Source organism: Pseudomonas sp. Pseu.R1 (genome assembly GCF_045764065.1).
Lineage (GTDB): Bacteria > Pseudomonadota > Gammaproteobacteria > Pseudomonadales > Pseudomonadaceae > Aquipseudomonas.
The window spans coordinates 3,413,179-3,426,736 of the sequence record NZ_JBJGEE020000001.1 but is presented as its reverse complement, the minus strand read 5'-3'; the positions used below and the strand labels follow the sequence as shown (position 1 = coordinate 3,426,736).

Annotated in this window: 11 protein-coding genes; 8 read left to right on the top strand and 3 right to left on the bottom strand. The window is 59.1% G+C overall.

Annotated elements, in window-relative coordinates; translation table 11 throughout:
- Positions 1 to 36 precede the first annotated feature (36 nt).
- Entirely contained in the window at positions 37 to 963 is a 927-nt protein-coding gene (locus ACI5GA_RS15840) for a zinc ABC transporter substrate-binding protein (RefSeq protein WP_421423359.1), read from the top strand.
- 168 nt (positions 964 to 1,131) lie between these two features.
- Here the strand turns inward: ACI5GA_RS15840 and ACI5GA_RS15835 are convergent, their stop codons facing one another.
- Both ACI5GA_RS15835 and ACI5GA_RS15830 read right to left on the bottom strand, forming a co-directional pair.
- On the bottom strand, positions 1,132 to 2,082 hold the full coding sequence (locus tag ACI5GA_RS15835; protein ID WP_421423358.1) for a homoserine kinase: 951 nt from the start codon (positions 2,080 to 2,082) through the stop codon (positions 1,132 to 1,134).
- Positions 2,083 to 2,115: 33 nt separating this feature from the next.
- Positions 2,116 to 2,406, bottom strand: coding sequence for a DUF2782 domain-containing protein (locus tag ACI5GA_RS15830; protein WP_404639517.1), 291 nt, complete (start codon positions 2,404 to 2,406; stop codon positions 2,116 to 2,118).
- A gap of 74 nt (positions 2,407 to 2,480) precedes the next feature.
- Between ACI5GA_RS15830 and polA the strand changes: the two genes are divergently transcribed.
- Positions 2,481 to 5,246 carry a DNA polymerase I gene (polA, locus tag ACI5GA_RS15825; protein WP_421423357.1) on the top strand — a complete coding sequence of 922 codons (2,766 nt, stop codon included), beginning with the start codon at positions 2,481 to 2,483 and terminating at the stop codon, positions 5,244 to 5,246.
- Positions 5,247 to 5,545: 299 nt separating this feature from the next.
- Here the strand turns inward: polA and yihA are convergent, their stop codons facing one another.
- The gene (gene yihA / locus ACI5GA_RS15820) at positions 5,546 to 6,181 is read right to left on the bottom strand and encodes a ribosome biogenesis GTP-binding protein YihA/YsxC (RefSeq protein ID WP_404639521.1); all 636 of its coding nucleotides are present in this window, start codon (positions 6,179 to 6,181) and stop codon (positions 5,546 to 5,548) included.
- Between the two features lie 215 nt (positions 6,182 to 6,396).
- Here yihA and ACI5GA_RS15815 point away from each other — a divergent pair, with 215 nt between their 5' ends.
- From ACI5GA_RS15815 to ACI5GA_RS15790, 6 genes are all read left to right on the top strand, one after another.
- The gene (locus tag ACI5GA_RS15815; protein ID WP_421423355.1) at positions 6,397 to 7,014 is read left to right on the top strand and encodes a c-type cytochrome; all 618 of its coding nucleotides are present in this window, start codon (positions 6,397 to 6,399) and stop codon (positions 7,012 to 7,014) included.
- A gap of 202 nt (positions 7,015 to 7,216) precedes the next feature.
- Positions 7,217 to 7,855 (top strand): thiol:disulfide interchange protein DsbA/DsbL, encoded by a 639-nt coding sequence (locus ACI5GA_RS15810; RefSeq protein WP_404639525.1) that lies wholly within the window; start codon positions 7,217 to 7,219, stop codon positions 7,853 to 7,855.
- A gap of 10 nt (positions 7,856 to 7,865) precedes the next feature.
- Positions 7,866 to 8,726, top strand: coding sequence for an endonuclease/exonuclease/phosphatase family protein (locus tag ACI5GA_RS15805; protein WP_404639527.1), 861 nt, complete (start codon positions 7,866 to 7,868; stop codon positions 8,724 to 8,726).
- 28 nt (positions 8,727 to 8,754) lie between these two features.
- Positions 8,755 to 10,896 carry a diguanylate cyclase gene (locus ACI5GA_RS15800; RefSeq protein WP_421423353.1) on the top strand — a complete coding sequence of 714 codons (2,142 nt, stop codon included), beginning with the start codon at positions 8,755 to 8,757 and terminating at the stop codon, positions 10,894 to 10,896.
- A gap of 114 nt (positions 10,897 to 11,010) precedes the next feature.
- On the top strand, positions 11,011 to 11,787 hold the full coding sequence (locus tag ACI5GA_RS15795; protein WP_421423351.1) for an N-acetylmuramoyl-L-alanine amidase: 777 nt from the start codon (positions 11,011 to 11,013) through the stop codon (positions 11,785 to 11,787).
- Between the two features lie 81 nt (positions 11,788 to 11,868).
- Entirely contained in the window at positions 11,869 to 13,488 is a 1,620-nt protein-coding gene (locus ACI5GA_RS15790) for an EAL domain-containing protein (RefSeq protein WP_421423349.1), read from the top strand.
- The last annotated feature ends 70 nt before the right edge of the window (positions 13,489 to 13,558 follow it).

Sequence of the window (13,558 nt, the reverse complement as noted above, 5' to 3'; positions counted from 1 at the left end):
TTATGTTACCCGTTCCTGCCCCTATGAGTGGTCATCGTGTCCCGACTTTTTTTACTTTTTGTCGTTTTCATCACTGGTTTCTCCGCCATCGCCCCCGCCCAAGCCGACGTCCGTGTGCTCACCAGCATCAAGCCGCTGCAGTTGATCGCAGCGGCGGTGCAGGATGGTATTGCGGTGCCGGAAGTGCTACTGCCACCGGGCGCGTCGCCGCATAATTACGCGCTTCGCCCGTCCGACGTACGGCGTGTTCAGGAGGTCGATCTGCTCTACTGGATCGGGCCGGACATGGAAACCTTCCTGCCTCGCGTACTGACCAACCGCACCAAACCTTCGGTACCGGTGCAGTCGCTGCCAGGCATGCACCTGCGTACCTTCACTGCCAGCGCCGCGCATCATGACGATGATGGCGATGACGACGAGCATGATCACGATCACCGCCCCGGCAGCGTTGACGCACACCTGTGGCTGTCGACGGTCAACGCACGGGTCATCGCAGCGAAGATGGCGGCGGACCTGAGCGAAGCCGACCCGGCTAACGCCGCGCGATATCAGAGTAACGTCAAAGCGTTCGATGAACGGATGGATGCGCTGGACGCGAAGCTCAAGCAGCGTGTCGCGGGCATCGCGGACAAGAAATACTTTGTGTTCCATGAGGCGTTCGACTACTTCGAAGAGGCCTATGGGATTCAGCACGCTGGCGTGTTTGCCGTCAGCCACGACGTGCAGCCGGGCGCGCAGCATGTTGCCGCCATGCGTGCGCGGCTGGCCGAATACGGCAAGACCTGTGTGTTCAGCGAGCCGCCATTGCGCCCGAAACTGGCCGATACCCTCAGCGCGGGCTTGCCGGTGAAGCTGGCTGAGCTGGATGGTCTGGGCGGCTACACGCCTGCCTCTGTGCACGGTTATGAGCAGTTGCTGACCAAGCTGGCGGATGATCTGGCGGGGTGTCTGGAAAGCTTGTAACGCCTGAGCGTCCCATCGCGGGCAAGCGCGCTCCTACAGTCAAATGCGGTTCTCCTGTGGGAGCCGGCTTGCTGGCGAAGGCGTCGTGTCAGTCGCCCCATGTGGCACAGGCAGACCGCATTCGCCAGCGAGCCGGCTCCCACAGTTTGACGATTGCGGTGCTGATCTCTACAACGCAAACGGCAGCGGAATGTGGGTCTCCTGACGCTGTTCCAGGCGCTTTCGGAATTCCGATGGGTCATGGATCAACACGTCCTGACCGGCAAAACTCTCGGCGGCGATCAGACGCGACAGCCAGAATCGCACGCAACCCACACGCAGCATCGTCGCCCACAGCTCGGCTTCTGCGGCCGTAAAGGGGCGCAGCGCCGCATACGCCCCCAGCAACGCCCGCGCCCGAGGCGCATCGATACTGCCATCCTCAAACGAGCACCAGTCATTCACGGCAATGGCCACGTCATACAGCATCGGCGCCGAGCACGCGTTGTAGAAGTCGATCACGCCGGTCAGGTGCGTGCCTTCGAACAGCGTGTTGTCGCGGAACAGGTCGGCATGAACGTTGGCTCGTGGCAGCGCCATGATCTTCGTCTTCTCTCGGGCGATTTCTTCCACAGACACCTTCAGCAGCGCGCCTTCGGCTTCGTCCAGATGAGAGATGAAGTTGCCGCCCTCTTTCAGCATCCACTCCAGGCCACGATCAGTCCGGCGTTCGATGGTCTTTTCGCGGGTAGCCAGATGCATGTGCGCCAGCAGCTCGCCGATCTGCGAACAGTGCTGTGTGTTGGGAGCTGTCGGGTGTTTGCCTGAGAGACGCGGTTGCAACAGGGCCGGTTTGCCTTTCAGCTCGCGAAGGGCCTGGCCGTCGGTGGTACGCAGCGCGTATGGCACCGGAAGGTCGGCCTCATGCAGTACGTCCAGCAGTTCGATGAAGAACGGCATTTCCTGCACGGGGCCGCGCTCGACCAGCGTCAGCACGAACTCGCCCTGTTCCATGCTGATGAAGTAGTTGGTGTTTTCACTTCCGGCTGCGATGCCCTGAAAATCACGCAGTTGGCCGAGCCCGTACGGGGCGAGAAAAGCTTCCAGCTCAGGCCGAGCCAGGGGAGTAAAAACGGACATATGAACACTGCCAGCAAAAAGTGAATGTTGGGGCTACCAGCTGAATAATACCCATTGGGGGATCAGCATGTCCGGTTGATCCGCACGAATGAATTGACCGCTGGTGCCATCGGCACGCACCAGATAATACGGTTTGCCGTATTTTGGCGTGATTTTCACTGCATAAACGAAGCCGTTCGCCTTGTATTCCTGAACGAAGTTGTCGCCGTCCTTTTTGATGGTGACGTCGGGTTCCGCGGAAGGCGCTTCATCTTCGGCGGCCACCGCAAACAGTGGGCACACCAGCAACAGAGCGACTAGTAACAAGCGATTTTGCGTACGCATGATAACCTTGCTCCTTTGTCGTCAACGGTCCTCGCATTTTAGCGCCGACCCCGCCGAAAAGGTTGATCCTTCACATGAGTCAAGCGCCTCTCGTCCTGGTGGACGGTTCTTCGTACCTGTACCGCGCCTTCCACGCGCTGCCGCCACTCACCACGTCCAAGGGCCTGCCTACCGGTGCGGTCAAAGGCGTGCTGAACATGCTCAAGAGCCTGCGCAAACAATATCCAGACAGCCCGTTTGCCGTGGTTTTCGACGCCAAAGGCGGTACGTTCCGCGATGAAATGTTCGTTGACTACAAGGCCAACCGTCCGAGCATGCCTGACGACATGCGCGTTCAGATCGACTACCTGCACAACTGTGTGCGCGGCCTGGGTTATCCGTTGCTGTGCGTCGAGGGCGTTGAAGCCGATGACGTGATCGGCACCTTGGCGCGCAGTAGTGCCGCAGCTGACCGTCCTGTGATCATTTCCACGGGTGACAAGGACATGGCGCAGTTGGTCGACGGTCATATCACTTTGGTCAACACCATGACCGGCAGCGTGCTGGACGTCGCTGGCGTGAAGGAGAAATTCGGCGTCGGTCCCGAGCACATCATCGATTACCTGGCCCTGATGGGCGACAAAGTCGACAACATTCCGGGGGTTCCCGGCGTTGGGGAAAAAACCGCAACGGGTCTGCTGGTCGGGATTGGTGGTGGCCTGAAAGAGTTATACGAAAACCTCGACAAAGTGCCTGCTCTGCCGATTCGTGGTGCCAAGTCTCTGCCTGCCAAGCTTGAAGAACATAAGGAAATGGCGTTCCTTTCGTACCAGTTGGCAACCATCAAGATTGATGTGCCGCTGGACATTGAGCTTGACGCCCTGCATTGCGGCGAGCCTGACCGTGAAGCGCTGCTGGCGCTGTACACGGAACTGGAGTTTAAAAGCTGGATTCCGGATTTACAGCGCGAAGCCAGGAAAGACGGCGTCGAAATCGCGCCTATTGAAGACGCCGCGCCGGTCATCGAGGCCCAGTACGAGTTGGTGCTTGAGCAGACCCAATTCGATGCCTGGCTGAAAAAACTGGAGGCCGCCAAGCTGTTTGCTTTTGTCGTGCAGAGCAATGGCACCGATGCGCAGCGCGCGCAAATCGTTGGTCTGTCCTTCGCGATCAAGACCCACGAAGCCTGCTACATCCCGCTGATCCACTCATACATGGGCGTGCCCCAGCAACTGGCTCGTGACGCGGTGCTCAAGGCGCTGAAGCCGGTTCTCGAAGACGCGAACAAGATCAAGGTCGGCCAACATGCAAAATTCGCGATCAATCTGCTGGCCAACTGCGCCATTGGTGGCGATCAAAATCAGGGCATCATTGTCGAAGGTGTCAAGTTCGACACCATGCTCGAATCCTATGTCCTCGACTCCACCGCCACCCGCCACGACCGCGACAGCCTGGTGGCGAAGTACCTGGACCACACGCCGGTCAACTTCCAGGACATTGCAGGCAAGGGCGCCAAACAACTGAGCTTCGATCAGATTGCACTGGAGCAAGCGGGCACTTACGCAGCAGAAGAAGCGGACCTGACCCTGCGCCTGCACGAAACACTGCAAGAAAAGCTGGGCAAGATCCCAACGCTGGCCCCTGTCCTGAACGACATCGAAATGCCGCTCATGCCGGTGCTGGCGCGCATCGAGCGCCAGGGCGCGCTGGTTGACGCCAAACTGCTCGGCATCCAGAGCGTCGAGCTGGGCAACAAGAGGACCGAGCTTGAGCGCGAGGCGTTCGGGATTGCCGGAGAAGAGTTCAACCTCGGCTCGCCCAAGCAGTTGGGGGTGATTCTCTACGAAAAGCTTGGCATGCCGATCATCAGCAAAACCGCCACCGGTCAGCCTTCCACCGCCGAAGCGGTGCTGGCTGAACTGGCCGAACAGGACTTCCCGCTGCCCAAGGTGCTGATGCAGTACCGCTCGATGAGCAAGCTGAAAAGCACCTACACCGACCGCCTGCCGGAGCAGATCAACCCGCGTACCGGGCGGATTCACACTTCGTACCATCAAGCCGTTGCAGTCACCGGACGCCTGTCGTCCAGCGATCCGAACCTGCAGAACATCCCGATTCGCACTGCCGAAGGCCGTCGGATTCGTCAGGCGTTCGTGGCGCCGAAGGGCTACAAACTATTGGCGGCGGACTATTCGCAGATCGAGCTGCGGATCATGGCGCATCTGGCCAAGGACGAAGGCTTGCTGCACGCCTTCCGCAATGATCTGGATGTGCACCGTGCGACGGCGGCGGAAGTCTTCGGCGTCGAGCTGGAAAACGTCACCAGCGACATGCGCCGCAGCGCCAAGGCGATCAACTTCGGCCTGATCTACGGCATGAGCGCCTTTGGTCTGGCCAAGCAGATCGGCGTGGATCGCAAGCAATCGCAGGCGTACGTCGACCGCTACTTTGCCCGTTACCCTGGTGTGCTCGACTACATGGAGCGCACTCGTACACAGGCCGCTGAACAAGGTTTCGTCGAAACGATCTTCGGGCGCCGCCTGTATCTGCCGGACATCAACGCCAAGAACCAGGCCCTGCGCAAAGGCGCTGAGCGCATGGCGATCAACGCGCCGATGCAAGGTACGGCGGCAGACATCATCAAGCGCGCGATGGTCGCGGTGAATGGCTGGCTGGAGAAGTCTGAGCTGGATGCCCGCGTGATTTTGCAGGTTCACGACGAACTGGTGCTGGAGGTACGTGAGGATCTGGTCGAGCAGATCAGCCAGGAAATCCGCGTCCACATGAGCAGCGCCGCGAAGCTGGACGTTCCGCTGCTGGTGGAAGTGGGTGTGGGCGATAACTGGGATGAGGCACATTGATCAATTTTTGATCATTGTCGCGAAATGTGGGAGTCGGCTTGCTGGCGAAAAGGCTGGCCAGCCACCATGGAATCTCCCACAGTCATCGAGAGCAATCGCGCCGCCAACATTAAATTTCCACAGATTTTGAACTTCCCCGGACAAACCCCGGTCAGAGTTCGGGAATGGCAGACGCTGCCATTCATGCTCCTATGTTGTGTTAAGTGTTGGCAGATATCCGGACCCTTCCCTGAAGGTTTGGACTTAGACCCCGAACTTCCCCTCCCCATATGAAGTCCGGGGTTTTTTTTGCCTGCGATTCAGGCCGCAGGCGCTTTGTCTTCCAGCTCCATCCAGTCGGCCAGAACGGTGTAGGCCTCTTCCAGCCCCAAGCGCTTGGGCGCCGAGAACAACTGGATGGTCACTGCGTCGCCCCAACCCTTGCGAATTTCCGACTGCACCTTGAGCAAGGTGTTCTTCGCTGCGCCGAAGGTCAGTTTGTCCGCCTTGGTCAGCAGAATGTGCATCGGCATGCCGCTGGCGATGGCCCAGTCGAGCATCAGGGTGTCGAAATCGGTCATCGGATGGCGGATGTCCATCATCAGAATCAGACCTTTGAGGCTTTCCCGGCTGCCCAGATAGGCTTCCAGGTGGCGCTGCCAGTGTTGCTTGAGCGGGATCGGCACTTTCGCGTAGCCATAACCCGGCAAGTCGACCAGGCGGCGATCGTCGTCCAGGCGAAAGAAGTTCAGCAACTGGGTGCGCCCCGGTGTCTTGGAGGTGCGGGCCAGGCTGGCGTGGGTCAGGGTGTTCAGCGCGCTGGATTTACCGGCATTCGAGCGCCCGGCGAAGGCCACTTCGTAACCTTCGTCATCCGGGCATTGGTCGACTTTGGCGGCGCTGAGCTGGAACTTGGCCTGTTGGCACAAGCCGAGGATCGGGTTTTTGAATTGCATGGGATGTCCGGTGAGGGCGTAACGGCTGACGCGCCGTTAGGGATGTCGATTCCGATTGATGGGCGCAAGTATATAGTGCCGCGAATTTTGTGTGTGCTTTGTCCCCTCGACGGGGTGACGTTCGCGTAACTGCGGCTACCATTAGACCTATAACAAATGCCGGGGGAGTGAATAGGCCCGCTATTCATGATCACTCTGGCCGTACGGATTAGCCGATGAACAAACTACTGGTGAGTCTGCTGTTGGCGTTGGGCGTCTCTGGTACCACTCATGCCGCTGATGTCGTCGTGGGCGATGCAGCCGCCGGTCAGGCGAAAACCGCCGTGTGTGGGGCCTGTCATGGCCCGGATGGCAACAGCATGGCCCCCAACTTTCCGAAACTGGCCGGACAAGGTCAGCGCTATTTGCTCAAGCAATTGCATGAAATCAAGGACGGCAAACGCGTCGTTCTGGAAATGACGGGCTTGCTGAACAACCTCAATGAGCAGGATCTGGCGGATATCGCCGCGTATTTCGCCAGCCAGAGAGGCAGTGTCGGCGCTGCCGATCCGAATCTCGTCGCCAAAGGCGAAGCGCTGTTTCGTGGCGGCAAGATCGATCAGGGCATGCCGGCCTGTACCGGATGCCACTCGCCGAACGGAGCAGGAAACGCCGCTGCGGGCTTTCCGCATTTGGGCGGCCAACACGCCGACTACGTGAAAAAGCAGCTCACAGCGTTCCGTGAGGGCGATCGCACCAACGACGGCGACACGATGGTCATGCGCACCATCGCCTCCAAGTTGAGCAACAAGGATATCGATGCCTTGGCGGCCTACATACAGGGGCTTCATTAAGTCTGGATTAAGGCTGGGGGCCTTATTCTTGACGAGTCGACAGCCGGGAATGGCGAATTGCATTTCTCTCTCCGACGGGCAAAAAAGGGTCGCAAACGGCTGCCCTTTTTTGTCCTCGCAGGCGTTACACTTGCGAACTCGTATCACCTCGCCCGGTCAAAACGCGGCCGTCGAGGTGACTTTTCATGCCCAGGAGTTAAGCATGCGTAATCTGATTCTCAGCGCCGCTCTGGTGTTCACCAGCCTGTTCGGTCTGACCGCTCAGGCGGCAGAGCCGATCGAAGCTGGCAAGCAATATGTCCAGCTGAGCAGCGCCGTTCCTGTTTCCGAACCCGGCAAGATCGAAGTCGTCGAGATGTTCTGGTACGGCTGCCCACACTGCTATGCCTTTGAGCCGACCATCAATCCATGGATTGAAAAGCTGCCGGCGGACGTTCACTTCGTCCGTATCCCTGCGATGTTCGGCGGTCCATGGGATGCCCACGGCCAACTGTTCATCACCCTCGACACCATGGGCGTGGAGAAGAAAGTCCACAGCGCGGTATTCGATGCCATCCAGAAAGGTGGCAAGCGCCTGACCGACAAAAACGATATGGCTGACTTCGTCGCTACCCAAGGCGTCGACAAGCAGAAGTTTCTGGAAACCTTCGATTCGTTCGCTGTGAAGGGCAAGATCGCCCAGTACAAGGAACTGGCCAAGAAGTATGAAATTACTGGCGTTCCAACCATGATCGTCAACGGTAAATACCGTTTCGACCTGAGCACCGCTGGTGGTCCGGAGCAGACGCTGCAAGTGGCGGATCAGTTGATCGCCAAAGAACGCGCCGCGCTGACCAAGTAAGCAGCACGACATGATGCGCTGGGGTTCTGAACGCATCGTTGCCCGACGCACACCCAAGGTCAACGAGCGTCACCTGAAGGAAACCGGCCTGCCAGCCGATGGCAGGCTTCGGTTGCTCAGCTTCAATATTCAGGTGGGCATCAGCACCGAGCGCTACCGGCATTATCTGACTCGGGGTTGGCAGCATTTGCTGCCACACAACGGTCGTGCCGGGAATCTGCAAAAAATCGGCGATCTGCTGGGCGACTACGATCTGGTCGCCCTGCAGGAAGCTGATGGCGGCAGCCTTCGCTCAGGCTACGTCAATCAGGTGGAGCACCTGGCGCAGCTCGGTTCGTTTCCGTACTGGCATCAACAGCTCAATCGCAATCTTGGACGTTTCGCCCAGCACAGCAACGGGGTGCTGAGTCGTTTGCGCCCGTGGGATATCGAAGATCATCCGTTGCCAGGCCCTGCGGGCCGCGGCGCGATCCTTATTCGTTTCGGCGAGGGTGAGGACGCTCTGGTTGTGGTGGTCATGCACCTCGCGCTGGGGGCGCGAACACGGACGCGTCAACTGGCCTACATCCGTGAACTGATTGGCGGCTACAAGCATCAGGTGCTGATGGGCGACATGAACACCCACGCCGCTGACCTGCTGGAAACCTCGCCTTTGCGCGATCTGGGCCTGTTGGCGCCACAGATCGAAGCCACCTTTCCCAGTTGGCGCCCGCAGCGCTGCCTGGATCATATTCTGCTGAGTCCTTCCCTGACACTTGAGAAAGTGCAGGTACTGGCTCAGCCCATTTCCGATCATCTGCCGGTGGCGGTGGAGATTCGCTTGCCTGCCTCATTAATTGGCGATTCACTGCCGATAACAAGCAATCAATAACAAGCAAATCCCCTCGCGGACCCTCGGAATGAGCGACGAAGCCCAACGCTGGAAAGAAAAGTACCTGAAAAGTATCGAGCAGCAGGACAAGCTCGAAAAGCGCTGGAATGCCCGTCTGGACTTGCTGCGGCGTGGTCTGGTGCGAAGCAGTCTGGCGGCCGAGGGTGCCGACAAGGCCGTTGACCAGTGCATGAAGGAAATGCGTGAGATTGTGCGCAAGGACGACATGGACGCAGGGTTGGCAGCCTTGATCCCTCGACTTGAAAAGGCTGTACTCGATTCCGAACAGCGTCGCGAGCAGCGCGTCGAGCAAATGGGTACAGCGCTGACTGCGCTGGTGACGCAATTGCAATCACTGCCATTACCTCGTGAGGTGGCCAAACCGCTCAAGCGTTTCGCCAAGAACCTTGAGGATCGGGTGACGCAGGCCCGGGAAATGCCGCTGCTGTTGAGCGAGTTGAGTGGGTTGCAGGGCAAGGCACTGGCCGAACTGGAGCATCCGGAAGCGGCCGCGCGTCCCGGATTTCTGGAGCGCTTGTTCGGTGGCCGTGAGGCGACAGAAGACGTTCCTGGCGCAGCAGAGCCGCCAGCACCCCCTCCAGCGGCAAAGCCTGCTCCAGCTTCGGATCACCACGATGAGGAGCCCGACGAGGCTGAACCTGCTGTGAAGGCGCCGCCGACACAATGGATCAACGAAGCGCCGCCCACGATCGCTGATACGTCGGCTATGGCTCCAGTGGCTAGAGAGCCCATTGTGGCAGCCGTTGAAACACCTGTTATCGCTGAGCCAGTTCCGGCTTCAGTAGAAGAGGCCGAACCCGTTGCTGTCAGTGAGCCGGTCGCCATGGAGCCTGTTGACTCCGAGCCCGTTGAAGACGCGACGGCGGTGAAACCGGTCGAAGAGATCGAGGCTGCATCGCTGCCTACCGAAGTCACCTCCTCAACGGACGAGCAGGCCGTCCAGCAGGCTGAAGCTGAGGCAGAGCAATCGCTTGCGCAGGAGCCCGTCGAAGACAATCCGAGTGATGAAGATGCCGTCGAAAACGACGATGAAGCTGACGAAGCCGAAAGTGCAGAAACCGATGAGGAGGGGCCGTACGCGCTGCCCTCGTCTCCAGAGCCCAGTTACAGCTCGGTCGCGGCGCACATCGAAGAGACCTTACTGGGCCTGCTCAACGACCTGACTTTGCCTGAACACCACCGGCCGCAGGCTGAAGCCATGCGCCTTCGGTTGGAGCACGGCCTTAACTGGTACGAGCTGCTGCCGATTCTCGACGACCTCGCCGTTTTGATGCTGGCGATCACCGACAGCGGGCAGCATGAGTTCGAGCGTTATCTCAAACAGCTCAACGAACGGCTGGAATCGTTCCAGGCCAACCTTCAAGCCGCGAGCGAAGACCACGCGGGTCAGCAATCCGCGTCGCGGGAGTTGAATGAGCAATTACGGGAGCATGTAGGCGATTTGCAAACCAGCGTGCAGGAAGCGGCCGATCTCGACAGTCTGAAAAACGTTCTGGAAAGCCGACTTGAAGGCCTGCTCGGGACCATGGACGAGCACCAGAAACAGCGTGATCAACGCGAACAGGAGGTTGCATCCCGCCTTCAATCGCTGGCCAGCCGCGTGGCCACGATGGAACAGGAAGCGTTGGGTTTCCGTGCGCACCTTGAAGAGCAGCGTCAAAAAGCGCTGATAGACACCCTCACCGGCCTGCCCAATCGCGCAGCGTGGAATGAGCGGCTGGATCAAGAGATCGAACAGCTACAAAAAGACCGCTCCAGCCTGTTGCTGGGGATTCTTGACCTTGACCACTTCAAGCGCATCAACGACGGCTACGGCCATCTAGCCGGTGACAAAGTATTGAAAATTGTCGCTACCCAGTTGCAAAAGAAACTGCGAGCGGCGGATTTCATGGCGCGCTTCGGTGGCGAAGAATTCGTTGTGCTGTTGCCTCGCACGCAAATGGCGGACGGCCTCGCCTTGCTGGAGCGCATGCGGCAGACGGTCGAACAATGCCCGTTTCATTTCAAAGGTGAGCCGGTCACGATCACTGTCTCGATGGGCGTTACCACGTTCCGTCCGGGTGAGCGCAGTGATCTGGTGCTCAAACGCGCCGACCAGGCGTTGTATCGGGCCAAGGATTCGGGCCGCAATCGCATTGAGCAGGGGTAACATGGCGCACCTTTAGCGCATGAGTGCCCACCGGTGGGGTTCACAGCGTTTTTGGGCGTTGCGCTGTCATTACGTTACACTGTTGCATTATTCGCCTCAGCGTCCTGCCTTTCTATGAAGTCTTTTTACCTCCTGTGCGCCGCGCTCGTGCTCACGGCCTGTTCCAGCGGCCCGAAGCTCGACACCAGCCACCCCTCCGTCAACTTCGATAGCCGGTCGCAGTTCGTGGTGGTGCATTACACCTCCGCATCGCTGGAGCGTTCGCTGGCGCTGCTGACCCATGGTGAAGTCAGCGCGCATTATTTGATTGGCGATGGTCCGGCCACGGTGTACAAGCTGGTCGATGAAAGTCAGCGCGCGTGGCATGCCGGTGAAAGCGAATGGGAAGGTCGGACCTGGCTGAACTCCAGCAGCATCGGAATTGAAATCGTCAATCCGGGATACCGTGACACGCCAACGGGTCGTCTCTGGTATCCGTACAGCGAGGCGCAGATTCAGGCGCTGATTGTGCTGCTCAAGGACATCGTCAAACGCAACAAGATCGAACCCCGTCATGTGATCGGCCACAGTGACATCGCGCCATTGCGCAAACTCGATCCTGGTCCACTGTTCCCCTGGAAGCGTCTGGCGCAGGAAGGCCTGGGCATCTGGCCGGATGAGCAACAGGTTGCGCAGCAGCAGACACAGATGATGGGCGTGGTGCCGAGCGCCATGTGGTTCCAGCAGCAACTGGCCTTGTTGGGGTATCCGACGCCGCAGACGGGTGAGTGGGACATTGCGACGCGCCATGTGCTGGCGGCGTTCCAGATGCATTACCGGCCGCAGAAGTTCGACGGTGAGCCAGATTTGCAAAGTGCAGCTATTCTTCAGGTGCTTAACCTCAGGCATTAAATTTCCCGTGGCATCGGTATTCGGCGGGCTATTTGCGCGCTTGTTGCTATACCTCATTGGTATTCATATGGATATCGGCCGATGTTCACGGCGTCAACGCAGTTGCGCTCAGTTCTTTATCGCCCTTCGTTCCTGGCACTGCTGGCCGCGTTGTTGAGTGCTGTTGTGCTGCTGGCAGGGAGTTTCGGGCTGGCGGTGCATCAGGCCCGCCAGGAAGAAAGTGCTCAAATGAATGCACAGGGCGAGCGCTTTCTGGTGCGTCTGGAGCAATTGTTCGGCCAGTTGCGAGCCGGGCTCGATCAGCTGGAGGCCCAGCCCCTGAGGGGGTGCAGCCCGGAAATGATCGAGCAATTGCGCCAGGTCAACTCGCGCTATCGCTTCATTTATGAAGTCGCTTATGTCGACGACATTCAGTTCTGCTCCAGTTGGACCCGCCAAAGCATGATCGGCAAGCCACGCGCGCCGGACATTCGCGGACCGACCTACGATTACTGGCTCAACACCTCTACCCAACCGGACGACAACCTTGCTTCGCTGATGTTGGGGCGTGGAGAGTTTCGCGTCTCCACTTCCCGTGGGCATCTGACCGATGTCGTCGACCTGCCTTCTGGCGGGAGCCTGGTGGTGGTGCTGGATCAGGGAGCCAAAGCAGTGCCTGTGCTGGGGCCTCCTCAGAGCTGGCCGCCTACGCCGGACTGGACGCCAACCTCTGTCGAAACGCTGATCACCACGCAAGACAAGCTGATCTATCGCATGCCCACTCAAAGTCCGGAGTATCAGTTGGTGCTGATCACCCCGCGCAATGGCTTGCAGCAGAAGGTGACGGGGGCTTGGTGGATGTTGGTGCCGACCAGTCTTCTCGTGTCGCTGTGTGTCGGGATTCTGGTCTTTCAACTGGTGCGGCAACGCCAGTCATTGGGTGGCGAATTGCATGGCGCGCTGCGTCGAGGCGAATTGAAGGTGTTATACCAGCCCATTTTCGATCTCAACACGCGTCTGTGTGTCGGGGCTGAAGCGCTGGTGCGCTGGCGACGACCCGATGGCACGCTGACCAGCCCGGACCTGTTTATCCCCCTCGCTGAAAACACCGGGCAGATCCGGCAAATCACGGATTTCGTGTTGCAGCAATTGCTGGAGCAACTCGGCCAGTTGCTGCGCGCCAACCCTCATTTATATGTGTCGGTCAATCTTGCCGCGTGCGACGTCATGGCCCCACGCATTGGTCGGGTCACGGCGAAACTGCTGGCATTGCATCGCGTCGCACCTCGGCAAATCGCGTTTGAGGTGACCGAGCGAGGGTTGGTCGATGTCGTGGTCGCGCGCAATCATCTTCAGTCGCTGCGTGACCGAGGCCACCAAGTGCTGATAGATGATTTTGGTACGGGTTATTGCAGTCTCGCCTATCTGCAAACGCTGCCGGTGGATTGTTTGAAAATCGACAAGGCGTTTATTGACGCGCTCGGACATGATGCAGCCAGCAGCGGCGTAGCGCCCCACATCATTCGTATGGCCCACGCGCTGGATCTGCGGGTGATTGCCGAAGGGATCGAGTTCGAGTCGCAGGCTCTGTTGCTCAAGAGCGAGGGGGTCGTGTATGGGCAAGGCTGGCTGTTTGCGCGGCCTTTGAGCGCTGCCAAGTTTACTGAGCTGGTCACCGGCGGCAGACGCAATGCGCCACGTCGTGCGGATGATGTGGCGTGATGGTGCCGGTAATAGGCGCTATTGATGTGGGAGCCGCCTTGGTGGCGAAAGCGTCAGATCAGCCGATGAC